Origin of the sequence: Haloferax profundi (genome assembly GCF_001469865.1) — an archaeon.
GTDB lineage: Archaea > Halobacteriota > Halobacteria > Halobacteriales > Haloferacaceae > Haloferax > Haloferax profundi.
This window is the reverse complement of sequence record NZ_LOPV01000004.1, coordinates 1-25,525: the sequence shown is the minus strand read 5'-3', so window position 1 is coordinate 25,525 and position 25,525 is coordinate 1. Positions and strand designations below refer to the sequence as shown.

29 protein-coding genes are annotated in these 25,525 nt (G+C 62.5%); 14 read left to right on the top strand and 15 right to left on the bottom strand.

Annotation, left to right across the window (positions count from 1 at the left end; all coding sequences use genetic code 11):
• Positions 1 to 165: 165 nt before the first annotated feature.
• Both fba and AUR66_RS21595 read left to right on the top strand, forming a co-directional pair.
• Positions 166 to 1,158, top strand: a complete 993-nt coding sequence (gene fba, locus AUR66_RS00320; protein WP_058570546.1) for a class II fructose-bisphosphate aldolase — start codon at positions 166 to 168, stop codon at positions 1,156 to 1,158.
• A gap of 164 nt (positions 1,159 to 1,322) precedes the next feature.
• Complete coding sequence (locus AUR66_RS21595; protein WP_191965864.1) at positions 1,323 to 1,472, top strand: DUF7557 family protein; 150 nt, start codon at positions 1,323 to 1,325, stop codon at positions 1,470 to 1,472.
• Positions 1,473 to 1,520: 48 nt separating this feature from the next.
• On the opposite strand, the gene AUR66_RS00315 is transcribed toward AUR66_RS21595, so the two are convergent.
• On the bottom strand, positions 1,521 to 1,970 hold the full coding sequence (locus tag AUR66_RS00315) for a DUF5799 family protein (protein ID WP_058570545.1): 450 nt from the start codon (positions 1,968 to 1,970) through the stop codon (positions 1,521 to 1,523).
• A 121-nt stretch (positions 1,971 to 2,091) separates the two neighbouring features.
• On the opposite strand from AUR66_RS00315, the gene AUR66_RS00310 reads away from it, so the two are divergent.
• Positions 2,092 to 3,312, top strand: coding sequence for an HAD family hydrolase (locus tag AUR66_RS00310; protein WP_058570544.1), 1,221 nt, complete (start codon positions 2,092 to 2,094; stop codon positions 3,310 to 3,312).
• 108 nt (positions 3,313 to 3,420) lie between these two features.
• On the opposite strand, the gene AUR66_RS00305 is transcribed toward AUR66_RS00310, so the two are convergent.
• Positions 3,421 to 4,044 carry a hypothetical protein gene (locus AUR66_RS00305; protein WP_058570543.1) on the bottom strand — a complete coding sequence of 208 codons (624 nt, stop codon included), beginning with the start codon at positions 4,042 to 4,044 and terminating at the stop codon, positions 3,421 to 3,423.
• A 465-nt stretch (positions 4,045 to 4,509) separates the two neighbouring features.
• Here AUR66_RS00305 and AUR66_RS00300 point away from each other — a divergent pair, with 465 nt between their 5' ends.
• Both AUR66_RS00300 and AUR66_RS00295 read left to right on the top strand, forming a co-directional pair.
• Positions 4,510 to 5,148 carry a TMEM175 family protein gene (locus tag AUR66_RS00300; RefSeq protein WP_058570542.1) on the top strand — a complete coding sequence of 213 codons (639 nt, stop codon included), beginning with the start codon at positions 4,510 to 4,512 and terminating at the stop codon, positions 5,146 to 5,148.
• A gap of 58 nt (positions 5,149 to 5,206) precedes the next feature.
• A complete protein-coding gene (locus AUR66_RS00295; RefSeq protein WP_058570541.1) occupies positions 5,207 to 5,653 on the top strand; it encodes a luciferase domain-containing protein in 447 nt (148 codons plus the stop codon).
• A 60-nt stretch (positions 5,654 to 5,713) separates the two neighbouring features.
• Here AUR66_RS00295 and AUR66_RS00290 read toward each other — a convergent pair whose 3' ends face one another.
• The 3 genes from AUR66_RS00290 to AUR66_RS00280 are packed head-to-tail and all read right to left on the bottom strand — an operon-like array spanning position 5,714 to position 7,920.
• Entirely contained in the window at positions 5,714 to 6,190 is a 477-nt protein-coding gene (locus tag AUR66_RS00290) for a hypothetical protein (protein ID WP_058570540.1), read from the bottom strand.
• On the bottom strand, positions 6,187 to 6,723 hold the full coding sequence (locus AUR66_RS00285) for a signal peptidase I (RefSeq protein WP_058570539.1): 537 nt from the start codon (positions 6,721 to 6,723) through the stop codon (positions 6,187 to 6,189). The genes AUR66_RS00290 and AUR66_RS00285 overlap by 4 nt, the downstream gene beginning before the upstream one ends.
• 60 nt (positions 6,724 to 6,783) lie before the next feature.
• Positions 6,784 to 7,920, bottom strand: coding sequence for a choice-of-anchor W domain-containing protein (locus tag AUR66_RS00280; protein WP_058570538.1), 1,137 nt, complete (start codon positions 7,918 to 7,920; stop codon positions 6,784 to 6,786).
• 327 nt (positions 7,921 to 8,247) lie between these two features.
• Between AUR66_RS00280 and AUR66_RS00275 the strand changes: the two genes are divergently transcribed.
• On the top strand, positions 8,248 to 9,486 hold the full coding sequence (locus tag AUR66_RS00275; RefSeq protein ID WP_058570537.1) for a mandelate racemase/muconate lactonizing enzyme family protein: 1,239 nt from the start codon (positions 8,248 to 8,250) through the stop codon (positions 9,484 to 9,486).
• Between the two features lie 148 nt (positions 9,487 to 9,634).
• The gene (locus tag AUR66_RS00270) at positions 9,635 to 10,591 is read left to right on the top strand and encodes an acetamidase/formamidase family protein (protein ID WP_058570536.1); all 957 of its coding nucleotides are present in this window, start codon (positions 9,635 to 9,637) and stop codon (positions 10,589 to 10,591) included.
• Positions 10,592 to 10,601: 10 nt separating this feature from the next.
• Here AUR66_RS00270 and galK read toward each other — a convergent pair whose 3' ends face one another.
• From galK to AUR66_RS00255, 3 genes are all read right to left on the bottom strand, one after another.
• The gene (gene galK / locus AUR66_RS00265) at positions 10,602 to 11,795 is read right to left on the bottom strand and encodes a galactokinase (RefSeq protein ID WP_058570535.1); all 1,194 of its coding nucleotides are present in this window, start codon (positions 11,793 to 11,795) and stop codon (positions 10,602 to 10,604) included.
• Complete coding sequence (locus AUR66_RS00260) at positions 11,792 to 12,355, bottom strand: MOSC domain-containing protein (RefSeq protein WP_058570534.1); 564 nt, start codon at positions 12,353 to 12,355, stop codon at positions 11,792 to 11,794. The genes galK and AUR66_RS00260 overlap by 4 nt, the downstream gene beginning before the upstream one ends.
• A 99-nt stretch (positions 12,356 to 12,454) precedes the next feature.
• Positions 12,455 to 13,090 (bottom strand): hypothetical protein, encoded by a 636-nt coding sequence (locus AUR66_RS00255; RefSeq protein WP_058570533.1) that lies wholly within the window; start codon positions 13,088 to 13,090, stop codon positions 12,455 to 12,457.
• A 172-nt stretch (positions 13,091 to 13,262) separates the two neighbouring features.
• On the opposite strand from AUR66_RS00255, the gene AUR66_RS00250 reads away from it, so the two are divergent.
• Both AUR66_RS00250 and AUR66_RS00245 read left to right on the top strand, forming a co-directional pair.
• Positions 13,263 to 14,954, top strand: coding sequence for a globin-coupled sensor protein (locus AUR66_RS00250; protein ID WP_058570532.1), 1,692 nt, complete (start codon positions 13,263 to 13,265; stop codon positions 14,952 to 14,954).
• 52 nt (positions 14,955 to 15,006) lie between these two features.
• Positions 15,007 to 16,146 (top strand): MBL fold metallo-hydrolase, encoded by a 1,140-nt coding sequence (locus tag AUR66_RS00245; RefSeq protein WP_058570531.1) that lies wholly within the window; start codon positions 15,007 to 15,009, stop codon positions 16,144 to 16,146.
• A 135-nt stretch (positions 16,147 to 16,281) separates the two neighbouring features.
• On the opposite strand, the gene AUR66_RS00240 is transcribed toward AUR66_RS00245, so the two are convergent.
• The 3 genes from AUR66_RS00240 to AUR66_RS00230 form a co-directional block, all read right to left on the bottom strand.
• On the bottom strand, positions 16,282 to 16,605 hold the full coding sequence (locus AUR66_RS00240; protein WP_058570530.1) for a 2Fe-2S iron-sulfur cluster-binding protein: 324 nt from the start codon (positions 16,603 to 16,605) through the stop codon (positions 16,282 to 16,284).
• 80 nt (positions 16,606 to 16,685) lie between these two features.
• A complete protein-coding gene (locus AUR66_RS00235; protein WP_058570529.1) occupies positions 16,686 to 17,177 on the bottom strand; it encodes a universal stress protein in 492 nt (163 codons plus the stop codon).
• A gap of 34 nt (positions 17,178 to 17,211) precedes the next feature.
• Positions 17,212 to 17,499 carry a hypothetical protein gene (locus AUR66_RS00230; RefSeq protein WP_058570528.1) on the bottom strand — a complete coding sequence of 96 codons (288 nt, stop codon included), beginning with the start codon at positions 17,497 to 17,499 and terminating at the stop codon, positions 17,212 to 17,214.
• A 113-nt stretch (positions 17,500 to 17,612) separates the two neighbouring features.
• Between AUR66_RS00230 and AUR66_RS00225 the strand changes: the two genes are divergently transcribed.
• Positions 17,613 to 19,256, top strand: coding sequence for a flippase activity-associated protein Agl23 (locus tag AUR66_RS00225; RefSeq protein WP_058570527.1), 1,644 nt, complete (start codon positions 17,613 to 17,615; stop codon positions 19,254 to 19,256).
• Positions 19,257 to 19,304: 48 nt separating this feature from the next.
• Here AUR66_RS00225 and AUR66_RS00220 read toward each other — a convergent pair whose 3' ends face one another.
• A complete protein-coding gene (locus AUR66_RS00220; RefSeq protein WP_058570526.1) occupies positions 19,305 to 20,255 on the bottom strand; it encodes a transcription initiation factor IIB in 951 nt (316 codons plus the stop codon).
• 141 nt (positions 20,256 to 20,396) lie between these two features.
• On the opposite strand from AUR66_RS00220, the gene AUR66_RS00215 reads away from it, so the two are divergent.
• The 3 genes from AUR66_RS00215 to AUR66_RS00205 all read left to right on the top strand — a co-directional run bounded on the left by AUR66_RS00215 (position 20,397) and on the right by AUR66_RS00205 (position 22,637).
• Positions 20,397 to 21,371, top strand: a complete 975-nt coding sequence (locus AUR66_RS00215) for a lamin tail domain-containing protein (protein WP_058570525.1) — start codon at positions 20,397 to 20,399, stop codon at positions 21,369 to 21,371.
• Between the two features lie 244 nt (positions 21,372 to 21,615).
• On the top strand, positions 21,616 to 22,011 hold the full coding sequence (locus tag AUR66_RS00210) for a hypothetical protein (protein ID WP_058570524.1): 396 nt from the start codon (positions 21,616 to 21,618) through the stop codon (positions 22,009 to 22,011).
• On the top strand, positions 22,011 to 22,637 hold the full coding sequence (locus tag AUR66_RS00205; protein WP_058570523.1) for an METTL5 family protein: 627 nt from the start codon (positions 22,011 to 22,013) through the stop codon (positions 22,635 to 22,637). Before AUR66_RS00210 ends, AUR66_RS00205 begins: the two co-directional genes overlap by 1 nt.
• A 32-nt stretch (positions 22,638 to 22,669) precedes the next feature.
• On the opposite strand, the gene AUR66_RS00200 is transcribed toward AUR66_RS00205, so the two are convergent.
• The 3 genes from AUR66_RS00200 to AUR66_RS00190 all read right to left on the bottom strand — a co-directional run bounded on the left by AUR66_RS00200 (position 22,670) and on the right by AUR66_RS00190 (position 25,003).
• Positions 22,670 to 24,325, bottom strand: a complete 1,656-nt coding sequence (locus AUR66_RS00200; protein ID WP_058570522.1) for a rhomboid family intramembrane serine protease — start codon at positions 24,323 to 24,325, stop codon at positions 22,670 to 22,672.
• Between the two features lie 128 nt (positions 24,326 to 24,453).
• The gene (locus AUR66_RS00195; protein WP_058570521.1) at positions 24,454 to 24,732 is read right to left on the bottom strand and encodes a UPF0058 family protein; all 279 of its coding nucleotides are present in this window, start codon (positions 24,730 to 24,732) and stop codon (positions 24,454 to 24,456) included.
• 58 nt (positions 24,733 to 24,790) lie between these two features.
• Positions 24,791 to 25,003, bottom strand: a complete 213-nt coding sequence (locus AUR66_RS00190) for a ribbon-helix-helix domain-containing protein (protein WP_058570520.1) — start codon at positions 25,001 to 25,003, stop codon at positions 24,791 to 24,793.
• A 183-nt stretch (positions 25,004 to 25,186) separates the two neighbouring features.
• Here AUR66_RS00190 and AUR66_RS00185 point away from each other — a divergent pair.
• The coding region (locus AUR66_RS00185) for a molybdopterin-dependent oxidoreductase (RefSeq protein WP_157532943.1) at positions 25,187 to 25,525 on the top strand (339 nt) is incomplete at its 3' end.

The window sequence follows — 25,525 nt, the reverse complement described above, 5'->3', positions numbered from 1 at the left end:
CTCTCGCCACTTCGTCATCCCGTCTTTTTCACGGTTCTGAGCGACGCGTCTCGCGCTCGCTGAAAATTAACTCGAAAATGAACGAACGAGAACGTGCAAAATCGAAACCGGTTTCCCATAGATTATTATCCTCGCGTTCGTTGCCGAACACGAGGTGAACGCATAATGCCGTTCTACGGCGGGGAGGAACTCGCCACTGTATACGACGAGGCGCTCGACGAAGGGTTCGGTCTCGTCGCGAGTAACGTCGCGGAACCGAACGTCATGATGGGACTCGTGGAGGGTGCCGACCGGATGAACTCGGACCTGTTGCTCCAACTCAGCGGCGGTGCCTGCAAGTTCGCCGGCAACGGCGACCCCGTTGCGGGCCTGAAGGCCATGGGGACCTACATCGAGACGATTGCCGACCAGTACGATATCGGCGTCTTCCTCAACATGGACCACCAGACGGACCTCGAGTTCATCGAACAGCAGATAGAACTCGACATCCCGTCGTCCATCATGATCGACGCCTCCCACGAACCGTTCGACGAGAACGTCGCGACGAGTCGGGAAGTCGTCGAGATGGTCGAGGCTGCGGACTCCGACATCCTCATCGAGGCCGAACTCGGCCAAATCAAGGGTGTCGAAGACGAAATCGAGGCCGAAGAGGCGTTCTACACGGACCCCGAGCAGGCCGTCGAGTTCGTCGAGAAGACGGGCGCGGACCTCCTCGCTATCTCCGTCGGCACGCAACACGGCGTCGCCAAGGGCAAGGACCTGGAACTCCGCCCGGACCTCGCCCACGACATCCGGCAGGCCCTCAAGGACCACGGCCTCGACACGCCACTCGTCCTCCACGGGTCGTCCGGCGTCCAACCCGACCAACTCCAAGAGATGCTCAAACACGGCATCTGCAAGGTCAACAAGGACACGCGCTACCAGTACGAGTACACGCGCACCGCGTACGACCTCTACCGCGAGACCCCCGACGCCATCGTCCCGCCGGAAGGCGTCGAGGACGCTCGTGACACGTTCTTCAACGAGACTGAATGGTCGCCGGACAAGTCGGTGTTCGACCCCCGCGTCGTCGGACGCGACATCCGCGCCCGCATCGCAGACGTGCACGCCGACCTGACGGAAGTCTCCGGAAGCGCCGGACAGACGCTGTTCAAGTAACGTCGCGTCGTTTCAGGTGCCGGTCTTCTGCCGTCACCTTCGCCGCCGTCTTTCTTCTTCGCCGACGTCTACTCGTCTCGTGGTCCACTCGAACCACGCCGATTCGTCGGTCTTCGATTCGATTTCCCCGGCCGCTTAAGGTGTCACGTGGCGTGGGAGTACGTATGCCACAAATCCACGTCGACGACTCCACCATCGAACGACTCGACAACCTGCGCGAAGAAGACGAAGACTACGACGAACTCATCAACGAACTGATGAACATCTACGAAGCGAGCGAGCGGACGCTGTTCCACGCCGGCGACGAGTACTGAGACGACGCTTTCGCCCCCACGTGGCCATCTCGTCGTGCTACTGAACAGTCACTCTTGATACGCGATTCTGACCTGTTCCCACTTGCCTTTCTTCTCGAGGTGGTCCTGGAGGGCGTCCGCGTAGGCCTGTGTGAGTCGCTCGGCGTCTTCGAGTTTTTCCTGTTGACCTTGCTTCCCGCCGTCTCCGAGTCCGAGTGCACCTTTGATTGAATCGACGATGCCGCCACCCGACGACGAGTCCTGTTGCCCGCCGGCCCCGCCCATCGCGCCCATCTGTTTGCGGATGTTGTCGAGTTCGGGGATAATCTGTGGAACTTTTTCGGTGTCTGCGACGATTCGCGCCGCGTCCGGGTCGTCCGCGTTCTCGATTTCGAACTCCGTCGCCGTCATGATGAGGCCCCACTCTTGGCTGTTGAAGCGAGAGTTCATCACGTGGTCGTTGAACTCGCGGTCGACCGTCATCCGGTCGCCCACGATACTGTCAGTCCAATGTGCCATGTGCACACGTCGTCGTCCAGTCAGTATCAGGGTTGCGGGGTCGGCCGACGACGACGCGCCGGCCCCTGACACGAATCGCCGGCCACGCGGGTTTAATGCGACTGCGTGACCACCCCGTCTCATGGAGCGGTACGACCTCCTGTACCGACTGTACGGGAACTTCGACGCTGACGCAGTCCGCGACGCACAGGACTTCGTGGACCTCTTGCCCCCACTCGACTCCTCGGTGGCGCTCTCACATTGGCAGGAGGTCGACGACGAACTGACCGACAGAAAAGACCGTATCCGACGTGGCATCCCGGACGGGGACCGATACGCCGAACTCGCCGCCCGCGCGACGAGAGACCAGGCGTTTACCGCCCTCGACCTGTACACGAAGTACGGCCGGGCAGTCAACGCACTCGTCCTCGACGTGGACGAGACGCTTCGGTCGGCAGGGCGGACTGACAACGAGATTCCCCGAGAGGTGCTCCACCTCCTCACCGAGTTCCACGAGATGGACGTCCCCATCGTCATCTGCACCGGCCAGACGTTGGAGAACGTCAAGGGGTTCGCCATTCAAGGTCTCGGCAACGAACTCGTCCACTCTGGCGACGTGAGCATCGTCTACGAGGCGGGGACGGGCGTCTTCACACCCGGACACGGGCCGAACACGAAGCGCCTCCTCTACGAGACGCTCGACGACGCGGTGCAGTCGGTCTTCGAGTCGGTTCGTGGCCGCGTGATTCGTGACCTTCCAGAGGGTCTCCGTGGGTGTGTCCACCTCCAAGGCAACGAGTTCAACGTCACACTCAAGCCCAACTTCGAGACCGGAAGCGACGACGCCGAAGAAGTCATCGACGAGTCACTCGTGTACATGCTGGACCTCCTCGGTGAGGCAGTCACCGACGACCCAGAGGGGCCGACGTGGACGCGTGCGTACTACGCCGAACGCGACCCAGAAATCGACGGCGTCCTCGCCGACAGAGAGGAACGTCCAGACCCGGAGACGACCGTTCCGGACGACGTCGCCGAGACGCTGGACCGAGTCACCGTCGCCTACTACCACGCCGACGCCGCAGAACTGTCCGCAGTCGATTTGAACAAAGCAGCAGGTGTAGAGGCCGCACTGGAGGTTCTCGGCGTGGACGACCCGTTCGTGCTGGTCATGGGTGACTCGAAGTCGGACCTCGACGTGATGCGCTGGGCTGCAGACGGGAACCGTGGACTCGCCGCCGCACCGGACCACTCGTCTCCCGGCGTGCTCGAACACGTCGAAGAGACAGACGGACTCGTCTTCGACAGAGGCGACGCCGCGTCGATGCTCCGAACAGCATTCGCGCTCAACTTACTCGTGGAGTAACGGAGAAGAAGAGAACGACTCGTTGCGGGAACACGACTCGCAAAAAGCGGGGACCGCCGGTGAACTCCGTGTGGTGTTCTCGCCGAACACCTGACTGTGTCTACGACGTTATACCGTGCACATCCCTCCTGAGTCGTCGGTCGGCGTCGAATCGTCGTTGTCGTCGGTCGGCGTCGACTCGTCAGTTGGCGTCGATTCGTCGCTGTCGTCGGTTGGCGTCGATTCCTTGGGGGTGTCAGTCGGTGTGGCGTCACCATCGGCCGACGACGAGTCGTCAGTCGTGGTCGAATCGTCGTTCGTGTTGGACTCGGTGTCGTCACTGCCGTCGTTCGTGGCGCCAGTGTACGGCGGTTTGTCGTCTTCCTTGTCGAACTCGGAGGAACTCTTGTATCTGAGGACTGTGGTCGTTTGACTCTCCGACGACGTCGAGTCGTCCGCCTCGTCGAGCGACTCGACCGTTCCGCTCGTCTGTTCGGTGTCGTCGTCACCCGAGGCGTCCTCGCCGTCTGCCGCCGGGTCGTCGGACCCGTCGTCTGCAAGGAGGGGTTCTTCGACCGTTTCACCGCCGTCTGTGGGTGATTCGTCGGTCGGGTCTGTGGTCTCTGCACCGAGACTGGCGTCTGCATCCGATGCAGGGCCTGACTCGTTGGGGGCGTTCAAGCCCCCAGAGAGGAACGCGAACGCGACGACGACGACGACGATTCCGACCACACCGAGTTGTGCTCTGTTCATGAGTGGCTACTCCCTGTACTGCCGTCGTCGTGGGCACGAGCGTGACTGAACTCCGCGGGGAGTGTGGCGACTCGGGCCGGGGCGGAACCACCGTGGACTATTCTGGATGACAATGCAACTGGGGGAGTCGAAGACATATCCACTTGCTTATTTGTCTTCCGTCGGTTTCGTTACGAGTTATCTACCTGTCTGTGCGCACGTGCAGTGGGGAGACCCATCGACTGTTTGGTAGTCTCCCGCCTCACTGACGACCACGGACATTCCCTCACCCGATAATTACCGTTCCTAACGAGTTTTAATGCCAGAATACCTGTGCTGTCAGAGTGTCTGTGAAGCTGCAACTTTCACGTATTCGTGATAGTCGTGATGTACGGCGGTTTTTGCTTCAGACTGGCCATCCGTGTCAAATCACCAACTTGTCTGACTGTGGAAACATAGTTCTCGCTTGACAACAAAAGGGTTGGTATGGGAGTCTCGTTTCGCCGGGAGCAAGAAGAGACGGACCGATTACTCGCGCTGAGCGACGGCGTCATCGCCATCGCAATCACGCTGTTAGTTCTCGAAATCACTGTCCCAGAGATTCCACCGGGGAGACCCGTTTCGATACTCTCGAATCTGGTCTTCGAACAGTGGCACGAGTTCTTCGCGTACGTGTTGAGTTTCTTGGTGATTGGCTTCTACTGGGTGCTCCACCGCCGAATATTCCTCTACATCGAAGCACACGACAAAGGCGTCGTCTGGCTCAATCTGCTGTTCTTGCTCATGGTAGCGTTCGTCCCGTACGGGACGAGTCTGTTCAGTACCTATCCAACGCAGTTCGGCGTCATGTTCTACGCGGGTATCTTGGCACTCACCGGACTGACCCTCACGCTGCTGTGGAGTTACGCCTCGCGGCACGACATCCTCGAAGAGGGACTCACGTCGACGCTCGTCGTCCTCGAAGGGGCGCGGTTCCTCGCATCGCCGCTGGTGTTCGTCTTCTCCATCGTCATCGCCAACTTCGACACGACACTCGCAATCCTCTCGTGGCTTTTGTTGCTCCCGATAAACGGTATCTTGCAGTCACGGATGGTCGACAGCCTCGAACAGGCAAACGTGGTCTGACCGCGCTCCTCTTCTCCGGTAGACACTCGCTTATGTTCTCGGCGGGCGTACCGTCCCCGTGACCGCGACAATCGACAGCATCGTCTCACACGTCCGCCAGTGGCCGGGCGTCGAAACCGCTCCGCACCGATTCGGTGGCACCGAGTTTCTCGTCGCCGACAAGGAGATTGGCCACGTCCACGACGTCGGTATCGTCGACCTCGCCATCACCAAGCGGGTCCGTGATAGCCTCGTCGCGGATGGCCTCGCTGACCCGCACCACGTTCTCCCGGACTCTGCGTGGGTAACCTACCGCGTCCGGAGCGACGCGGACGAACGGGACGCGATTCGACTCCTCAGACTCGCATACCTCTGGCGTGTGCTCGCACTTCGTCGCCGCGGCGTCGACGTCGACCCGACGTTTGCCCCCGAAGACGAACTCGCCTGCCTCGACTTTCCGTCCGACCTCGACGCTCTCGTTCGGACGACGTTCAGTGACTCCCTCGACGGGCGTGCATCGGTCTGAGTCGGACAGACAGACTGCGACGAGATAGACGGATTTTCTGTGCTCGAGTCGCGTTTCAGTTCACTCACCTGTGGGTGACGCTGTCGCAGTCGAGGTACTGGTTGGTGTTTCGGTTGGCGTGCTTGTTTGGGTACTGGTGGGTGTCTCCGTTGTCGTCTCCATCGGTGTACTCGTCGAGTTAGTCGACTCTCCACTCGGTTCGCCGGTCAGTGTCGCCGGCGTTTCACTCGTCGTCTGATTCGAATCGGTCGTCTCCTCCGACGAACTGTTCTCGGTGAACGGTGTCTGCGTCGGCTTGGCGGACTCGTTTGCGTCGTCAATCACGGTGACGAACTCAGACGAGGACGTGGCGTTCTCCTGAGTGTCTTCACTGACCGCAGCACTCTGCGCGTCAGGTGCGTCGAAGACACCGACTCCGAAGACGGCGCTCGAAGACTCGGTGTCGGTCAAGATCCCGAACGTGTATGCCCCCGTCGACCCGAGCAGCAGTCCGAAGACGAGGACGCTGACGAGTGCAGTCCAGCCTCTACGGGTCATACGTCACCCTCCTTGCGCTCCCGGGTGCCACGAACCAGCGCGCGGAGTTCGGTCACTGCGAGTAAGGCAGCGGGTACCACGACCAGTGAAATCTTTCCGAGCGACGTCCCCGCGAAGGAGACGACGTATCCGAACCACGGGATGTGGAACATGACGACGCCAATGACCCGGTCTGAACGGACGAGTGCGGGGTCCGGGTCCTCGTTGGCGTCGCCTTTCGTCTCGAAGTACAGGCCGTCGGCACGTTCGTGGATGTCGACGACACGGTGAGTCACGCGCACGTCGCTCTGAGAACTGTACCCGCCGGGGACGAACGTGATGACGTCACCCTCTGAGATACGGTCCGTGGGTCGCTCGTCGACGATGACGACGTCCCCAGCGCCGATGCTGGGTTCCATACTGCCCGTGAGGACGACGTAGCTATGCTCGGCACCGACGAGTCCCGGAAGTGCGTAAACGGCCGCAACGGCGACTGCTGCTACGACGATGACTGCGCCGACGACGCGGAGTGAGTGTGACGCGGATGAGTTCATGTACTGAAATGGGTGATTGGGGGATGGTTCGAAGGCGGAAAGTCCGCCGTCGGTCAGTGCTTACTGGACGTCGAATTGAATGCCTGCTTCGTTGCTTGGCGACCCGGAGTAGGTGAGTTCGACAGTTCCGGTCAGTTCGAACCCGTTCGAGAAGTCGAGTCCGTCGAGTGCGACGTGTTGGTTGCCGGACCCCGAGAGGGACGTGACGGAACCAGGCGCGACGCTGAGGCCGTTGAGTTCGAGCCCGGTTACTTCGACGTCGGCATTCGCGCCTTTTGCGATGATTCCGAGTCGCCCCGTCGTCGCTGCCGGCACGGATGCCGTCAGCGTGTCACCATCCACATCGATAGTCGCGGTTCCTGCAGTAGCGTCGTAGCTGAACGAGAACGGTTCTGCTACACCGCTCGCCCAGGCGTGCGAACCAGTCTGAGTGCTCGAAATCGCGAACTCTGCTGCACCACCGGTTGCACCGTTATCTTGCCCGTCACCGTAGCGGATTTTGGCATCCCACTCTTTGTCACCGGTCCAACTCGGGAACCCAGTTCCGGCGGTGCCCAACACAGCCTGCGTCATGTCGAAGGCGAAGTCGACTTCGACGCTGTCGGTCTGGATGGTCGTCGGTGCGGACGCCGGAAGCTTCCAGTCGAGACAGAAGTCTGCTTCCTCGCTCACATCGAGCGGGTAGTGAACCTGGAACGTCTTCCCCGCCTGCAGGCGGTTGCTCGCTTTCCGGTACTGGTCGTCCCCGAGGTAGGTTCGGTTGCCCGAACTGTCCTCGAAGTACATTCGGACTTTGAGGTACTCACCGAGTTCACCGCCGTTGTTTCCGCCAGTGGTGTCTCCTGCCTCTTTCTCCATCTCCTCGCGGCCGTTCTCCTTGTTGGCCACGCGAGTGATGCGGACGTCGACTGCCCCGCCAACGTTGCTGTTGGCAGAGTTCTTCAGGGTGACACAGCCGAAACCGCTGTCACCGGGAACGATGGGGTTGTTGCTCGTGTTGAGCAGGGTGACACTCGAATCGCCACCGTTGATTCGCAGGTCCATCCGGCCCGCGTATATTTGGTTACCGTTGCTGTTCTCAGTGTCTGTGAGCGCGGCGATGGTTCCGGCACCGGCAGTCGCTGATGCGGCACCGATGAGTGCGAGTCCACCGAGCACTTTTCGACGCGAAAGTTCGATTGTGTTGTCTCCCGACATACACGTCTTCGTTCACGGGAATTCCTCTTCGTTATCTACCGACTACCTGAATTTCACAAATTCGTGTGTTTCAGCTACTACAGAATGTACCGGTATAAGCATCTTAACTACCGGATTCGAGGAGTCTGTTAGCTCTGACACTGAAATTGAATCTCGAGAAAGGTGAACGTTCAGTAGTCGTATATTGTCACTAACTACTGAATTACCGGTCTGCGCATCAACCGCCCCCGACCACAGTCATAGCCCATCACCCATGCCCTCCAAGCGACACCGCACCTGTCGCCTCGGTCGCAAAAACTTTACTGGCGTCCGAGTAAACCACCATCTATGGGAAAGAATTACGCGGACCTTCACGACCCCAACGCGGAGTATACGATGCGAGAACTCTCCGCAGACACGATGGGCGTGACCGCGACGCGCGGTGGCGGTCGAGACGTGGAGATTACGGACGTACAGACGACGATGGTCGACGGCAACTTCCCGTGGACTCTGGTCCGTGTCTACACCGACGCGGGCATCGTCGGCACCGGTGAGGCCTACTGGGGTGCTGGCGTCCCAGAACTCATCGAGCGCATGAAGCCGTTCATCATCGGCGAGAACCCCCTCGACATCGACCGTCTCTACGAGCACCTCGTCCAGAAGATGTCCGGTGAAGGCTCTGTGGAGGGTGTCACCGTCACGGCCATCTCCGGAATCGAAATCGCTCTCCACGACCTCGCGGGCAAGATTCTCGACGTTCCTGCCTACCAGTTGCTCGGCGGCAAGTACCGCGATAAGGTTCGCGTCTACTGTGACTGCCACACGGCCGACGAGGCCGACCCGCAGGCCTGTGCCGACGAAGCAGAGCGTGTCGTCGAGGAACTCGGCTACGACGCCCTGAAGTTCGACCTCGACGTTCCGTCCGGTCTCGAGAAGGACCGCGCGAACCGTCACCTTCGCCCCGGCGAGATTCGGCACAAGGCCGAAATCGTCGAAGCCGTCACCGAACGCGTGAAGGACCGCGCAGACGTCGCGTTCGACTGCCACTGGACCTTCTCGGGCGGCAGTGCGAAGCGTCTCGCCGCCGCCATCGAGGACTACGACGTGTGGTGGCTCGAAGACCCCGTCCCGCCGGAGAACCTCGAAGTCCAAGAGGAAGTCACGAAGTCCACGCTCACCCCCATCACGGTCGGTGAGAACCGCTACCGCGTGACCGAACTCCGCCGTCTCATCCAGAATCAGGCCGTCGACATCGTCGCGCCCGACATGCCCAAGGTCGGTGGCATGCGCGAGACGCGGAAGATTGCCGACGTCGCGAACCAGTACTACGTGCCGGTCGCCATGCACAACGTCTCGTCGCCCATCGCGACGATGGCGTCCGCCCACGTCGGCGCGGCCATCCCGAACTCGCTGGCCGTCGAGTACCACTCGTACCAACTCGGCTGGTGGGAGGACCTCGTCGAGGAGTCCGTCATCGAGGACGGCTACATCGAGATTCCCGAGAAGCCGGGTCTCGGCCTGACGCTCGACATGGACGCCGTCGAAGAGCACATGGTCGAAGGCGAGACCCTCTTCGACGAGGAGTGAAACGACTCGTCGAGCCAGCGGAGCTGTGCTCCGCGCGGTTCGACGAGCGTAAGCCGCGGCCACTCTCTCCTCGATACGGTTGCATTTTCGAACTCACACCCCGACAGCTAGCTAGTTTTTGTCACTTCAGCACGTTCTTTGCTAGCGCATGCCAGAGTACACCGTCGACTACGAACTGAGCGACACCGACGAAAACATCCACAACAAGTGGGACAACAGTCTGGACCCACTCGTGACGGTCGAACCCGGCGATGTCGTCCGGTTCGAGTGCCGCGACGCACTGGACAGACAAATCACGCCGGATTCGACCGCCGAAGACCTCGCCAACGCGAGTTTCGACCCGGTTCACCCACTCACCGGCCCTGTCGCCGTCGAAGGTGCAGAACCGGGCGACGTACTCGCAGTCGAGTTTCTCGACTTCGAACACAAAGGCTGGGGCTACACAGGATATATGCCGGGGGAGATGGGTCTCGGCCTCCTCCCCGAAGACTTCGAAGAGGCTGGCCTCCACGTCTGGGACCTCGACGACGACGTGGCGCACTTCGTGAACGGAATCGAGGTACCACTGGACATGTTCCCCGGCATCGCAGGCGTCGCACCCGAAGCAAACGGCGCGCACAACACACTTCCACCGCGTGACACTGGTGGGAACTTCGACATCAAGCACCTCACGAAAGGGTCGACACTGTACCTGCCCATCGAAGTCGAGGGCGCGTTGTTCTCCACTGCCGACTGCCACGCCGCGCAGGGCGACGGCGAAGTCTGCGTGACCGGCATCGAAGCGCCGATGTTCGTTACGGCGCGGTTCGACGTGCTGAAGGAGAAGTCCATCTCGCAACCCGAGTTGGAGACGATGGGGCCGTTCACCCCGACCGGTTCGGACGAACCGATGTACGGAACGGCCGGTATCGCGGACGACCTGATGGAGGCGACGAAGAAGGCCGTTCGCCACATGATTTCGCACCTCGAATCCGAACGCGGTCTGACCCGCGGTGAGGCGTACATCCTCTGTTCAGCGGCGGTAGACCTCAAAATCAGTGAAGTCGTGGACGCGCCCAACTGGACGGTTACGGCGTACCTGCCGGAGAGTATCTTCCCCGAGTGAGTCGAGTCCGTTACAAGGGGTCGACCACTTGGACACCGCCACTCGGCCGGCAGGAAAACACCTGTGCGTCTGCCCCGACTCGGTCCGAGAGCGCCGCTCGAATCGCCGTTTTTGCTCGTTCGAGTGCACTTCCGCGGACCAGTGCAACCACACTGCCGCCGAATCCGCCGCCGGTCATTCGGGCACCGTAGACACCGTCAGTTTCGGTCGCGAGTTCGACTGCGGCATCGAGTTCCGGGCAACTCACTTCGTAGTCGTCGCGGAGACTCTCGTGGGCGGCGACCATCGTCTCTCCGACCTGCTCGAAATCTCCCGCAGAGAGCGTCTCACGAGCGTCCCTGACCCGTTCGTTCTCGGTCACGACGTGGCGGGCGCGTCGATACAGAACGTCGCTCAGCGCGTCAGCGTTGGCTTCGAGCACGTCGATGTCCACGTCTCTGAGTGACTCGACCGACGCTTCCGACGAATCTCGGAGTGTGGATACCGCCTGTCGACACTCACGAACTCGGTCGTTGTACCCCGAGTCGGCCAATTCGTGCGAGACGCCGGTGTCGAGGACGAGCACTCCCACGTCGCCGCCGAAGTGAACCTGCTCGAACGCACGTGTTCGGCAGTCCAAGAAGAGCGCCGAGTCGGGTTCACAGAGGCCGACGGCGAACTGGTCGAGGATGCCGCACTCGACGCCGACACCCTCTCGTTCGGCCCGCCAGCACGCGAGTGCGAGGGCTGTCGTGGACATCTCGACACCGGCCACACCGAGCAGCGCTCGCCCCACGGCGAGTTCGATGGCCGCGGACGACGAGAGACCCGCACCAGAGGGGACGTCCGATGCGAGTGCGAGGTCTACACCGGGAATCGTCTCGTCTTCGCGCAGCACCCGAGCGACGGCGGCGACGTACGCGACCCAGTCGTCTGGGTCGTCGTCAGGGCCGAACGTCGCCGTCTCGTCGAAGTCAGTCGCGTGGACGCGTATCTGGTCGTCGTCTCGCTCTCGGGCCGCCACCGCGACGTGTCGGTCGACTGCCATCGGGAGACAGAGACCGTCGTTGTAATCGGTGTGGCCGCCGACGAGGTTCACCCGCCCGGGAGCGATGGCGACCAGCGGTTCGGACGTGTCGGCGGCGTCGTCTCCGAACGCCGCGTCGAGACCGTTTCGGGCGCGTTCGACCGGACTGCCGGACGCCTCTGCTGTACTCTCACTCACGCTTCGTCACGCTCCGTATCCGCTGGGTCTGCGCTCGTGTCTCCCCCCAACCTGGCAGCGATTTCCCGACCAACTTCTCGCGGGTTCGCCTCGGTCACTCGAACCCCGTCGCCGACACTGACCTGTCCGGGTGTGACAACGTCGGCGCAGATGCCGCCGCGGCGTTCCCGAAGTGCGTCCACGACGCTCTCGTCGCCGACGAGTTCGCCGAGATACGCGCACGGTGGTCTGAGTCGTGTCCCGCGAAGTTCGGCGTTCCCGACCCTGAACGTCGCGTCGAGGAGGTCTGTGGGGTCGATGCCGCGAACGACGACGTTCCTGCGGTGCCGACCGGCCGAGAGGTCGATACCGAACTCGTCGCGGACGTCGTCCAGGACCACGGCGTCCACGAGTGTCACCTGACACCCGTCGGTGGCCGAGTAGTATCCCGTCCCCCGGAAGTAGCGGTCACCCTCGATACCACCCTCTGTGACGGCTATCGACTCGTGTGCAACCATCGGTTCGCCCCTCGACGGAGCGGTGTAGAGACCTTCGACGACTCCGTCGGCCGCTGTAGTCATAGCTCTGGGTAGCACTGGTGGGGATGAATACGTTGGGTCGGCGGCGAGTGCGAGTGCGTAGACAGTGGGTGCGGGGCCGAAGCGTCGTCCTGTCCCGACTCAACAGAGTGGCTTCGGGTCCACGCCGAGTTCTGCGAGGCCGTCGGCGTAGTCGTCGTAGGCGACCTGGACGACGTACTCGGCGACCATCTGGGCACGCTGCCAGTCGTCGTCGTCTTCGCACAACTCGTCGAGAAGTTCGAGTCCCGTGGTGAGCGTGTCTTCGGTCTCGGTCTTCAACTCACGAAACAGGTCTGCGCCCTTCCTGTCTGCCTCGTTCACGAAGAATCCGATGACCTGCGTGTGCGTCCGAAGCGAGACGAGTCCGCGTCCGACCATCCCGGCGGCGATTCGCTCGATGGTGTCGTCGCGTCCGCGGAGGTACGCGTGCATCGGCCCTGCCGCGTCGGGGAGGTCGATATCATCTTCGAGACTGTCGAGGACGCGACGCAAGTGCTCGGCTTCCTGCTGTGCAGTCTTCTCGAACGCCGCTTTCGCGCGTTCGTCACGCTCGTCGGTGGCCCACTCCCGGAACGTCTCGCGAGCAGCGTGTTCGGAGTTCGCGGCGGCGCGAAGCACGGCCGATTCCGAGAGGTCTGCGTTCGTCACCGAGAGGAGCAACTTCGAAGACCCGAGGCGGTCGAGTTGCGTTCGCTTCGCCGACTCGACGGCCTCACGGAACGATAAGGCGTCCATACACGACGTGTCGGGTGCTGAAGACGTGAACCTTGGGCTGGAGAGAACCGAGTCGTGTACCTTGGGTTTGGGGGAACGAGTCGTGTCGGGTATAATGTCCCACGGTATCGTGGTATCAGTCCTGATAGTGGGTGGTGAGGGTTCAAATACGGGAAGGGACGACTCGTTCAGTATGACGGATTCCTTCGACCGAGTGACGGCCGACGCCCGTGCCGACGTCGACGGGGCACATCTCCTCTCTCAGTTGGGTATCGACGAGTCTGAAATCGAGCGCCGAAAGTCGTTCGTCCGCCTCTCGGACGAGGACGAACAGTGCCTACGCGAGTGTAAACCAATCTTCGACGAGTTCGCAGATGAGTTCGCCGAGGAGTTCTATCAGCACCTCGGTTCGCACCCCGAGGCTGAATCGTTCTTCGACAAATCGACCAAGACGGTCGAGATGTTGAAGGCCGACCAGGCGGCGTACCTCCGCGAACTTGGTCGTGGCGAGTACGACGCGGAGTACTTCTCGCGGCGGGCGCGTATCGGCAAGATACACGACATGATAGACCTCGGGCCGAAGTTCTACCTCGGGGCGTACTCCGTGTACTACGAGGGTCTCACCGAGGCACTCGCAGCAGAGGTCAAAGACGAGTTCGCCACCACGACCACAGCAAGCGGGGGATTCCTCGATGGACTCGTCGGCGACGACAGCGAGGACGACTCCGACGTGGTCGAGGCAGCTATCGACACACTCGTCGAGCGTCTCCTCCCGATTTTGAAACTGCTCTCGCTCGACCAGCAAGTAGCGATGGACACGTACATCCATTCGTACAGCGAGGCCGCACGGCAGGCCGCAGTACGTCGGAAAGAACTCGCTTCGGAGGTCGAAGCCGACGTCAGCGCCCCCATCGAAACTTTGCTCGAAACGTCCGAAGAGGTCACAGACAGGACGGCCGATATCAAGGAACTCGCCGAGTACCAGGCCGAGGACATGTCCACTGTCGCCGACGAGGTGTCGACCATGAGCGCGACTGTCGAAGAGATTGCGGCGACTGCGGAGGAAGTCGAACGGACCAGTTCCGACGCCGCCGAACGCGCCGCAGAGGGTGAGGACGCCGCCGACGAGGCTATCGACGTGATGCGCGACGTAAGTGAGGCCGCAGAGACGGCATCTGCGGACGTGCAAGGACTCCACGACCAGATAGAAGAGATAGACGAAGTCCTCGACGCCATCAACGACATCGCCGAACAGACCAACTTGCTCGCACTCAACGCGTCCATCGAAGCAGCACGCGCCGGCGATGCCGGTGAAGGATTCGCCGTCGTCGCGAGCGAAGTGAAGAACCTCGCCGAAGAGTCGCAGGCCCGTGCGACCGAAGTCGAAGAGACGGTCGGACACATCCAAACCGAGGCACAGGAGACTATCGAGAGTCTCTCGCAGACGACCGACCGCCTCTACGACGGAATCGACCGGGGTGAAGACGTGATGCGCAGTCTCACGGACATCTCGGCAGCGGTCGAACAGACCTCCGCCGGTGTCAGCGAAGTCGCTGCGGCCACAGACGACCAGGCGGTGAGCGCCGAACAAATCGCCGACATGGTCGACCGTGCGAACGAGATGGCCGTCGAAGTCTCCGACCAGATTGGAGAGATTGCCGAGGCGAATCAGTCACAGACACAGCAGGTTCTCACCATCCGCGATGCGGCACACCGTCTCGGCGGAGACATCGCCCACGACGGAGATTCACCCGCCGACGAACCCACGACAGACCCTGCGGGGGAGATGCCCGTCGATGGACCACCGGCTCACATCCTCGAATCGGACGAGTTCGACGGCCCACCCGACCACCTACTTAGCAACGACGGCGGAACCACACAGTAGCCGTGTCGCACTCGACGGAGTGTTCTTGCGGCACGCGTGCGTAGTCTGACGGATGACACCCGACGAACTCGCCGCCCGCCTCCACCGCGGGACACCGACAGCGATTCTCGACGTACGCGACCGCGACGAGTTCGACGAGTGGCACGTCGACGGGCGGTCCGTGACCGCGACACAGATTCCAGCGATTCGCTTCACGCAGGCGGAAGTCCTCGGAACGGTCGACGACGTGGCCGACCAGTTCCGCGACGCGCCCTCGCCGGTCGTGGTCGTCTGTGGGGAAGGACGCGCGAGCGACCACGTCGCCGACCTTCTCACTGCCGCCGGCGTCGACGCAGAGAACCTCGAATCAGGCATGGATGGGTGGGCGCGAGTCTACCGAGCGTCGAGGATTCGCCACGCAGATGCGACAGTGCTCCAGTACGACCGGCCGTCCAGTGGGTGTCTCGCGTATCTCGTCGTCGCCGGTGACGAGGCAGTCGTCGTCGACCCACTTCGGGCCTTCGCCGACCGATACGTCGAAGACGCCCACGACCACGGTGCCGAACTCGTCGCCGCTATCGACACACACGTCCACGCCGACCACGTCAGCGGCGTCCGCGCCGTGGCCGAGCGAACGGGTGCGGCAATCGCCCTCCCTGCCGGCGCGAAGACGCGTGGTCTCACGTTCGATGCCCGACTGCTCGAAGACGAGGACGCCGTCTCTCTCGGCGGCGTCGAACTCGTCGCCGTTCACTCACCGGGGCACACGAGCGAGATGACCGCCTTCCGTCTCGGTGACCTCCTGTTCGTCGGGGACGGCCTCTTCGTCGAGAGCGTCGCGCGACCCGACCTCGAAACGGGCGACGAAGGGGCACCCGCCGCCGCACGGCGACTTCACCGGACGCTCGTCGAACGGTACGGCGAGTTCGCCGACGAGACGCGAATCGCACCCGGCCACTACAGCACTGCCGCGGTTCCGAACGAAGACGGCGTGTACGTGGCGACGCTCGGTTATCTCCGTCGGCACCTCGATGCGCTTTCGATGGACGCCGACGAGTTCGTCTCGGAAACTCTCTCGGAGATGCCACCTCGGCCGACGAACTTCGAGCGTATCGTCGCGACAAACCTCGGACAGGAGTCGCTCGAAGACGACGAAGCGTTCGAGGTGGAGTTAGGACCGAACAACTGCGCCGCGACGACGACCCGCGCGTGAAGTCGCTGGACGGTCGTGTGCGTCTTATCAGTGCGCATGGTCGGTCGTGTGTGTACACTCGCAGGTCAGTCGCGGTGGACCGAAGCGAAAAGAAGCGACTGGTGACACGGCTACCCGTGTCGAATTCAACCGTCGTTAGTCGTCTGCGGCGGCGTCGGCGTCGGCACCGTCCGCTTCGATGCTCGGCGGGTAGACGCCGCGTTCGAGTTTGAGGTCGCTCTGCGGGCGTGCCATACAGGTGAGCGCGTAGTTCTCGGCTTCTTCTTCGGTCAGGCCACGGGCGGCGGGTTGGGTGACCTCCCCTTCGAGAATCTCGGCGGTGCAGGCGATACACATGCCGACGCGGCACGAGTACTCTTGTGCGATACCCTCTTCGAGACAGGCTTTGAGGATGGTCTGCTTGTCGGATACCGTAATCGTGTCCCCCGTGCCGACGAACTCGACGGTGTACTCGGTCATACCGCGGCGTATGAGCGACCACACCAAAACTGTTTATCAAAGCAGTGCCGCTGAGCCGATTCCGACCTCTGGCGAGGGAGTTATTCGTCCGCTTCGTCCGTCGGTGCCGCTTCCGCTTCCGCTTCTGCTTCCGCCTCTGCGTCTTCGTCTCCCATTCGGACGGTGAGCACAGGTACGGGGCAGGTTCGGACGACGCGTTCGGTGACGCTGCCGAGCAGGTAGTGGCTGAGACCGGTTCGACCGTGGGTCCCCATGACGACCAGGTCGATGTCGTGGTTCTCGATGTAGTCGTGAATCGACCGGTACGCCGTCCCGGTCACGACTTCGGCGTCGACTTCGACGCCCGCCTCTTCGGCGGCCTCTCGGACGTGTCGAGTCGCAACCTCGCCCTCACGTTCGAGGGCATCGATGACGACGTCTGCCCCGGCGTCGAGGGAGGTGTAGATGCTCGTGTCGACGACGTACAGCGCGTGGATTCGTGCACCGTAGGTCTTGGCGATGTCGAGTGCGTGTTCGATGGCCCGTTCGGCGGCCTTGCTCCCGTCGGTGGGCACGAGGATTTCGCTGTACATGACAAATTACACGTAGTCCGGAACGGGGTTAATTCTACTCCTCGTTCTCGTCGTTCTGGAAGGACCGAACGGCGTCCTCACAGGCCTGTAGGCCGTCGATTCTGGCTGTCTCTTCGTCGAGCGTGACTGTCTCGACGAGCGTCCACCCCGACGCGTCGTCGTAGGCGACACCTTTGACCCACGAGTCGGTGGCGAACAGGACGCCGCGTGCCGGTCCGTCGCTCTCGACGGCGACCACGAGTTCGAACGTGTCGGCGCGGTTCAACGAGGTGAGTTCCTGCGGTTCGAGCGGTCGGGGTGGAAGTGAATCGATGAGCGTCATATCCCAGTGCTACCGGCCGGCGGGGATGACGCTTTCGAAGGCACCGACGTCCGGACTCGGCCCGGTGCCTCCGAGTCGTAACCTTTCTGGCGTCCGGCGCGACACGGTACCTCATGATACCCTCTCGCGCCGAGTGGCGCGCAGACGGACCGACACTCGCCGTGGGTGCACTCGCCCTCGTCGCCCTCGTCGTCCGTCTCGTCGGTCTCGGCGACCGGCCACTCCACTGGGACGAGGCCCGCGTCGGGTACTGGAGTCTCCGCTATCTGGAGACGGGATACCTGACGTACCGGCCAGTCGCTGGTGGGCCACTCGTCTACCTCCTCGGACGGACGTCACTCGCCATCTTTGGCTCCACCGACTTCGCGCTCCGTCTCCCCATCGCCATCGCTGGGGCCGCACTTCCGCTGGTCTCTCTCCTCTTTCGGTCCCACCTGGAGGACGACGAGACTGTCGCACTCGCCGCCGTCCTCGCACTGAGTCCACTCCTCGTCTACTACGGACGGTTCGCTCGCGGTGACCTCCTCGCGGTGGGCTTTACGCTCGCCGCCTTCGGATTCGCCCTCAGGTTGCTCGATGGCGACGGCCGACACAACGCCTACGGACTCGCCGCAGCGAGTGCACTGGCCCTCGCGTCGTCTGGCTTGGCCGTCGTCACGCTCGGGTGTCTCGGAATCGCTGGCGTCCTCGTCTTCGACCACGCGGCACTCCTCAAATCGTCGCGCCCCGCCGCGACACGCCTCGGTGAGTTCGCAGCACGCGTCCGCGGTGAATCGACGTACGCGGCACGCTCGGTGCTCGTCTTCGTGGGCCTCTACATCTTCACCTTCGCTCCGCGGGCCGGCATCACCGACGATGCAGGAATCTACTCGCCGGGGACGATTCTGGCAGCAATCGACGTGGCACTCTTCGAGTCGGTTCGCCGTTTCTTCGGCGTTCGTGTCTCCGACCGTTACCCCGAGGGGACCCACGAATACCTCCCGTACCTCGGTGACTTCGTCGAGACGCTCGCCGTGGCGGCGTTGCCGGTGACGCTCCTCGCCGTCGCAGTCTTCGTCGTCGACCGGTACACGGCAGGTGGACCACGAACTATCGTCTCTGCGGCCGCCTACTGGGCCGGTGCATCGCTCGTGTTCGTCCCGATGCTGACCGAAGTGTCGGCCCCGTGGCTTGGCGTCTACGCCGTCGTTCCACTCGCCATTCCGGCGGCAATCGGCCTCGCCGCCCTCGTCAGGTGGGGACGAGACGCACTCGACACGGGAAGCGTCCCGCGAGTCGCCGCCGCGGCACTCGTCTTGTTGGCACTCGTCGCCCAGACCGGTGCCGTCGCCACTGGAGAGGTCTACGGACCGAGTGACCGCGACACTCGCTTCGCTCACTACGCGCAACCGTCGAGCGAGTTCACCGAGTTCCGCGAGAACCTCTCGACGTGGGTCGGACCGACCGACGACGAGGACGTCGACGTGCTCTACTACGGTAGTTCGATGTACGTCGCCGATGGGGCGGCGGACTATCCGCCAGTCCCCGACCGATGGGGTGAGCGACTCCCGATGGCGTGGTACGTCGCACGAATCGGGGCAGACACCGCAACTGCCACCACGCCAGTGGAACTCCGAGAGCGCTCGGACGCACCACCAGTGGTCGTCGCACCTGCCGAAGAGCGGTCGACACTCGCACCGATGCTCGATGGCTACGTCGCACACGAGTACGACACGGCGCTCTGGGGGCGACCTGTCGTCGTGTTCGTCGAAAAGTAGTCGCGGGTTCTGTTCTGAACTGACTCTCTGTCGAGGCGCTGTCTGGACTTAGCGGAAGCCCATCGCTTCGATTTGCTCTTGGTAGCGGTTGCGGATGGTGACTTCCGTCACCTGCGCCACGTCGGCGACTTCGCGCTGGGTCTTCTTCTCGTTACAGAGCAACGATGCGGCGTAAATAGCGGCGGCGGCGAATCCCGTCGGCGACTTGCCCGAGAGCAGGCCCTGTTCGGCAGAGACGTCGATGATTTCGGTGGCCTTCGCCTGTACCTCTTCGGACAGGTCGAGGGCGGAGGCGAATCGAGGGACGAACTGCTTGGGGTCGACTGGCTTGAGTTCGAGGCCTAACTCTTGGGAAATGTAGCGGTACGTGCGACCAATCTCCTTCTGTGGGACGCGAGAAACTTCGGCGACTTCGTCGAGTGAACGTGGGATACCTTCCTGCCGACACGCGGCATAGAGGGCGGATGTGGCGACGCCCTCGATGGAGCGCCCCCGAATCAGGTCTTCGTTGAGTGCGCGTCGATAGATGACCGACGCGACTTCACGTACGGACCGTGGGACGCCGAGTGCAGACGCCATGCGGTCGATTTCGCTGAGGGCGAACTGCAGGTTTCGTTCACCGGCGTCTTTGGTCCGGATTCGTTCCTGCCACTTTCGAAGCCGGTGCATCTGCGACCGCTTCTCCGAGGAGAGCGACCGGCCGTAGGCGTCTTTGTCCTTCCAGTCGATGGTCGTCGTCAACCCACGGTCGTGCATCGTCTCCGTGATTGGTGCGCCCACGCGCGACTTCGACTGTCGTTCTGAGTGATTGAACGCGCGCCACTCTGGCCCTCGGTCGATCTGTCGCTCGTCGAGGACGAGACCACAGTCGTCACACACCAGCTCCCCCTGGTCTGCATCTGTGACGATCTGGTCAGACCCACACTCCGGGCAGTTGAGTCGCTCGTCCTCTTGTGCCGTTGCCTCCTCTCGTTGACGCTGCCGGCTCGGACGTTCCATTAAAAGGTTTCTGGTGGAGCTCGAATTTAAACCTTTTTGTCACAAACGTGATAGACGGCGCTGTCCTGCGATTAGCGGCTCGCGAGTTTCGACGTGTTTGCCTCTCCTACTTATACGGTTCCCTGACTAACGGTTAATCGAATGGTAAGAGGTGCTACCGCGACACTTGTCATCGTACTACTCGTGGTGTTTTCGGGGTGTCTAGGTGGCGGGGGCTTGGCCACAGACCCGGCGCCGACACCCACCGAATCGCCATCGACCACGCCCACGTCGTCGCCGACGGGCGAGACTGCAACTGGCGACGTGTCTGTCGACGTGGTCGAAGTCGTCGATGGCGACACCATCAAAGTCGTCATGCCCGACGGCGCGCGCGAGACAGTTCGGCTCCTCGGCGTCGACACGCCCGAGGTGTACGGCGAGAACACGCCCGACGAGTTCGAGGGTGTGCCAGATACCGACGAGGGTGCTGCGTGTCTCCGTGATGCCGGCCACGACGCGAGTGACTTCGCGAAAGACAGACTCTCCGGAGAGACGGTCGAACTCCGCTTCGACGAGAAAGCGGGTGAGCGTGGGTACTACGGCAGACTCCTCGCGTACGTCGTCGTCGACGGAGCCGAGTTCAACTACGAACTCCTCACCAACGGGCACGCTCGGTTCTACGAGAGTTCGTTCGAAGAACGCGAGCGATACGAACGCGCCGAGCGCGACGCACGCGAGCGCGGTGTCGGTCTCTGGGCGTGTGCGACAGAAGGGTCGGCAGCAGGTGGGTCGGACGCGAGTACCGACGACGGATTCGCTGTCACCGTCGTCGCCGACGCACCCGGAAACGACAACGACAACCTCAACGAGGAGTACGTGACCTTCAGAAACGACGGCGACGAGGTACTCGACCTGTCTGGATGGACCGTCTCCGACGCGGCGGGTGCGACGTACACGTTCGCCGAGGGGACGGAACTCTCCCCGGGTGGAGTATTGCGACTCCACACCGGGTCTGGGACCGATTCCGCTGAAGACGTCTACTGGGGGCGCTCGGGAGCGGTCTGGAACAACGGCGGTGACACGATTACCGTGCGCGACGCGTCTGGTGGAACAGTTCTCTCGTACACGTACGACTAGACGACCAGCGAACGCGAAAATCGTCACAGCTGACCAAACGGGGACCCAGCGACTCCACGTCGCCGTCAGGGGGAGGGGGCTGAAGCGTGTGACCCCCAGAAGTGCTACGGTGTAATCCCTAATGAGTCTCTAGGCCGCTCGAGGACCTCTATTTCGACGGTTTCCAGACATTCACTCGAACTGTCTTATTACTTCTGTGCATTCACAAAGTTATATGTATAACCAAAGGAAATGTGTGGGCACCATGAGCACACTCGAGACGTCCTCCGTCGAAGCGGCCCTCTCGGCAGGCCGTCCCACCGACCTGACGCCACTCACCATCGACGCCACGTCACTCGACTCCACCGCCCCAGACCACCTACGCGACCTGAAAGCCGGACTCGCAGACGAAGGGTACCTCCCAGCGGAACTCGCCGTCGAAGCACGATTCGACGAGGACTGTCCGTTCGCGGTCCAGTCGGAGTCAGACCGTCTTCGCGAGTACGTCCGCGCCGCCTCGTTCCTCGGTGCCGGCCGTCTCGTCGTCGACGTTTCAGAATGTTGCCGACCGGACGACGTGGAGACCACACTCGCGGCCCTCGAAGAGCGTGCCCACCGCGAGGGTGTCGCTTTTGAGGCTCGGGGTTCCATCGACGCCTGATGGCAACCAAAGCCGCGTTGGAGGCGCAGTTGGCGGTGGTCGCTGGCTTCGAGAATCCGAAAGTCGCCCTCGAACAGTACCCGACGCCGCCGGGCCTCGCCGCGCACCTCGTCCACCTCGCAGACCTCCGCGGCGACATCGAGGACACGACAGTCGTCGACCTCGGGTCCGGCACGGGAATGCTCGCCCTCGGTGCCGCCCTCCGCTCGCCCGCCCGCGTCGTCGGCGTCGAACTCGACTCCGAGGCGTTACAGACGGCGACGAGCAACGCCCGCCGTGTCGGCGCGAGTGCGCCCATCCACTGGGTCCGCGGCGACGCAACCCGCCTGCCGCTGTGTCTCCCCGACGACCAGCCAGTGACCGTCCTGATGAACCCGCCGTTCGGCGCACAGCGCGGCAACGAACACGCCGACCGCGCGTTCCTCGAATCGGTCGCCGAGGTGGCCGACGTGTCGTACTCGGTCCACAACGAAGGGAGCAAGGAGTTCGTCGAGGCGTTCGTCGCCGACGCCGGCGGCGAGTTGACCGACGCCTTCCGGGCGACGTTCGACCTCGAACGACAGTTCGACTTCCACGACTCGGACCGAAAGGAACTGGACGCCGAAGTGTTCAGAATCGAGTGGTAACGACGGGCTGACCGCGCCGGTCGATTTTCGTCCTACTGGTACGTCTCTTGCCGAGCGACGCGGACACGCGTCCCCTCGTACTCGGCGAAGACGAACGTCTCCTGCCGGACGAACCGAATCCCATCGAGCGTCGTCGTCACGTTCTGCGACGGCATCGGCCCACGGACCGACCCGTTTTCGGACGACACGGCGAGGTCGTATCCCGACTCCGTCGGGACGACCGAGATGTTTCGTCCGGCCACGACTGGTTCTGCTTGGATTGGCTCCGTCGTGTGCGCGAGCGTCACCGAGTCGTTCGACACGAGGAAGACTCGGTACGCCGACTCACCAGTCCCCGAGACGACGAACCCGTCGCGCACGGCGGTGACTGTGTCTCGCCACCCGAGGCCACCGACCCTGACCGTCGACTCGCCGTCGAACGCCAAGCGTCCGGTCGAGACGGCAGTCGTCCAGATACCTCGCTGTTGGCTCTTGACGATGACGCCAGAGGTGTTCGTCGTCGTCGATTCACCGAACAGTTCCACGTCGACGACGGCAGTCAAGCCGTTCGGCACGTCTTCGGCGTAGGTAACCTCGTAGTCTCTGACCGAGACGCTCTGTCCGGGCAGGTCGTCGTCTGCCGCGGTGAACAGGTTGGGGAGGATTGCAGGCCCGGTCAGTGCCGCCGTCGCGAGGAGGAGGACGGCCACGCCGACTTGCCAGCGCTCCGCGGAGAACACCGAGTTCGCAGGTGCGTGGTCACGAAGCGGCTTGTTGGACGCAGATACCGTGAGTGCGACGAGCAGTGCGAGCGAGACGACCAGCGCGACTCCGATAGCACGAAAGAGGACGAACGTGTCGGTCCCACGGAACCAGTACACCGCCCACATCGACTCGCTGACTGCGAAGAGGAGAACACCCGCGAAACTCCGGTATGCGCTCGGCCGGTCCGCGCCGCGCCGGTGGACCAGCCAAATCCCGAGGAGGACGCCGAACAAGAGACCGATTGCGTGGCCCTGAATAGCGATTTGCGCCCACCACGGCGACGAGAACACCGGGCGGGCAGTGGCGACGACTTCCGGGTTCTGGAGGGCGTCGTAGAACAGTCTGAGAACGCGTCCAGAGACGAACGCGAGAATCGTCGTCAGGGGACGTGTGACGAGCGCGAATCCGGCGAACGCGAACACGACGCCGGAGAACCCGATGACCGGCCCGAGTGCGAACACCGACGTGAGAAGGCCGACGCCGAAGACGGCCGCCGGGAAGATGACGAGCGCCCGTACGTACGGGTTCTCGGCGAACGACCCGAACGACGTCGACCCGCGGCGTGTCGGGTAGTGCCCCCACGCGTACTCGGCAATCGGGGCCAACGTCAACGTCCCGACGAGGTTGCCGACGAGGTGCCCGGCACTGGAGTGAGCGAACGCGGCGGTGACCATGCCGAGCGGATAGAAGTACGACCACGCCCGAAACGGGATGACGAGTGGTCGGTACCACGTCGAGAGCCCTCCCTGGACGAAGAGGTACACGGAGAGGACACCCCCGATGCTGACGAGCGTTCCGAGGGGGAGTCCGAAGAGGAACCGGCGGCGCAGTGGTTCCATCAGACGACGCGGCCGGTCGACGAACGAGAGAACGACGAACGCGACGAGGAAGGCGGCGACGGCAGCGAGCCGGTGGAACGGAATCCAGCCGGGGATGTCTAGCATTGGCTACCTGTGTCGTGCGAACGGGCGATAAAGAAACCCGCGGAGAACTGCTTGAGCACTGCTAACGAGCGACACGGCGGCTGACGGAGCGCGAGACGCGTAACCGAACGGACGAGCGTCGCTCGCTGTCAGATTTTGCCTTCGGCGTCTTCGGCTAACTCTTCCATCCGCTTGCCGACGCGGCCAGCACTCGAGAACTCGTCTTCGCTCATCGCAGTCGCGAGGGCGTTCCCGAGGACGAAGACGGCGTGTTTGTGCTCGCTCTTGGACTTGTGGACGTGAGACGGGTCGACGCCGAGTTCGTCGTACGGGTCGAACAGCGAGGAGTCTACGTGTTCGCGGGCGGAGAAGTGGTCTTTGATGATAACCATCTGTTCGTGCAGCTCCAGCAGTTCATCCTTGTGCATGAGAGTCCGTTAGGCGCGAGGATGTTTTAAGAGTTATTGGGTACTGCTGTCATTCGGTTCAGAAGACGTACTCGTCTTCGTGACCCATCATCCCGTCGTCTTCGAACGCGCGGTCCTCGTCGGACATCGGACCGCTCGTCTTGTACGCACGGATGCCAGTCGAGAGCAAGTCTTCTATCGCTTCGTCACGGTTGACGAACTCACCTTTTTCGACGAGCTGGATGATCTGCATCTCCAGGTGTTCCGGCACGGTAATCTCTACTTTGGGCATCTGAACGTCCGACGGTTTGGAAGGGCCGTATATAACTCTACCGGGGTACCAATAGTAAATGTTGAACTTAGCCTTCCCCTAACCGAACTTCTGTTTCCATTCCCCCGACTCTTGTTAGTAAATCCGATAGTCGACCGATTCCGGAGTCGTTACAGATAGGTGCGTCGGGTCGAAGCATCGAACATGACCAAAGACGTCACGCACCTCTACGAGGAGTTCGGCGGTGACCGCTTGCCGCCGGGCCAGCGTGAGACACAGCGATTCCCGGTCCTCTCGAAGAGCGGGACCCCGTCGTGGGACCCCGAGACGTGGTCGTTCGACGTGTGGGGAGCAGTCGACAACCCACTCGACCTCTCGTTCGACGAGTTCCGCGACTTGCCGTCCGAGACGCAGAAACAGGACTTCCACTGTGTCACCGGGTGGAGCAAGTTCGACTGCGAGTTCGAAGGCGTCACGTTTCCGACGCTCGCCGAGGAAGCGGGCGTCACCGACGACGCGGTTCACGTCATGTTCCACGCCTTA

Coding starts and splice junctions, on each gene's coding strand:
- fba (WP_058570546.1), top strand. CDS start 166: ATGCCGTTCTACGGCGGGGAGGAACTCGCCACTGTATACGACGAGGCG.
- AUR66_RS21595 (WP_191965864.1), top strand. CDS start 1,323: ATGCCACAAATCCACGTCGACGACTCCACCATCGAACGACTCGACAAC.
- AUR66_RS00315 (WP_058570545.1), bottom strand. CDS start 1,970: ATGGCACATTGGACTGACAGTATCGTGGGCGACCGGATGACGGTCGAC.
- AUR66_RS00310 (WP_058570544.1), top strand. CDS start 2,092: ATGGAGCGGTACGACCTCCTGTACCGACTGTACGGGAACTTCGACGCT.
- AUR66_RS00305 (WP_058570543.1), bottom strand. CDS start 4,044: ATGAACAGAGCACAACTCGGTGTGGTCGGAATCGTCGTCGTCGTCGTC.
- AUR66_RS00300 (WP_058570542.1), top strand. CDS start 4,510: ATGGGAGTCTCGTTTCGCCGGGAGCAAGAAGAGACGGACCGATTACTC.
- AUR66_RS00290 (WP_058570540.1), bottom strand. CDS start 6,190: ATGACCCGTAGAGGCTGGACTGCACTCGTCAGCGTCCTCGTCTTCGGA.
- AUR66_RS00285 (WP_058570539.1), bottom strand. CDS start 6,723: ATGAACTCATCCGCGTCACACTCACTCCGCGTCGTCGGCGCAGTCATC.
- AUR66_RS00280 (WP_058570538.1), bottom strand. CDS start 7,920: ATGTCGGGAGACAACACAATCGAACTTTCGCGTCGAAAAGTGCTCGGT.
- AUR66_RS00275 (WP_058570537.1), top strand. CDS start 8,248: ATGGGAAAGAATTACGCGGACCTTCACGACCCCAACGCGGAGTATACG.
- AUR66_RS00270 (WP_058570536.1), top strand. CDS start 9,635: ATGCCAGAGTACACCGTCGACTACGAACTGAGCGACACCGACGAAAAC.
- AUR66_RS00260 (WP_058570534.1), bottom strand. CDS start 12,355: ATGACTACAGCGGCCGACGGAGTCGTCGAAGGTCTCTACACCGCTCCG.
- AUR66_RS00255 (WP_058570533.1), bottom strand. CDS start 13,090: ATGGACGCCTTATCGTTCCGTGAGGCCGTCGAGTCGGCGAAGCGAACG.
- AUR66_RS00250 (WP_058570532.1), top strand. CDS start 13,263: ATGACGGATTCCTTCGACCGAGTGACGGCCGACGCCCGTGCCGACGTC.
- AUR66_RS00245 (WP_058570531.1), top strand. CDS start 15,007: ATGACACCCGACGAACTCGCCGCCCGCCTCCACCGCGGGACACCGACA.
- AUR66_RS00240 (WP_058570530.1), bottom strand. CDS start 16,605: ATGACCGAGTACACCGTCGAGTTCGTCGGCACGGGGGACACGATTACG.
- AUR66_RS00235 (WP_058570529.1), bottom strand. CDS start 17,177: ATGTACAGCGAAATCCTCGTGCCCACCGACGGGAGCAAGGCCGCCGAA.
- AUR66_RS00230 (WP_058570528.1), bottom strand. CDS start 17,499: ATGACGCTCATCGATTCACTTCCACCCCGACCGCTCGAACCGCAGGAA.
- AUR66_RS00225 (WP_058570527.1), top strand. CDS start 17,613: ATGATACCCTCTCGCGCCGAGTGGCGCGCAGACGGACCGACACTCGCC.
- AUR66_RS00220 (WP_058570526.1), bottom strand. CDS start 20,255: ATGGAACGTCCGAGCCGGCAGCGTCAACGAGAGGAGGCAACGGCACAA.
- AUR66_RS00215 (WP_058570525.1), top strand. CDS start 20,397: ATGGTAAGAGGTGCTACCGCGACACTTGTCATCGTACTACTCGTGGTG.
- AUR66_RS00210 (WP_058570524.1), top strand. CDS start 21,616: ATGAGCACACTCGAGACGTCCTCCGTCGAAGCGGCCCTCTCGGCAGGC.
- AUR66_RS00205 (WP_058570523.1), top strand. CDS start 22,011: ATGGCAACCAAAGCCGCGTTGGAGGCGCAGTTGGCGGTGGTCGCTGGC.
- AUR66_RS00200 (WP_058570522.1), bottom strand. CDS start 24,325: ATGCTAGACATCCCCGGCTGGATTCCGTTCCACCGGCTCGCTGCCGTC.
- AUR66_RS00195 (WP_058570521.1), bottom strand. CDS start 24,732: ATGCACAAGGATGAACTGCTGGAGCTGCACGAACAGATGGTTATCATC.
- AUR66_RS00190 (WP_058570520.1), bottom strand. CDS start 25,003: ATGCCCAAAGTAGAGATTACCGTGCCGGAACACCTGGAGATGCAGATC.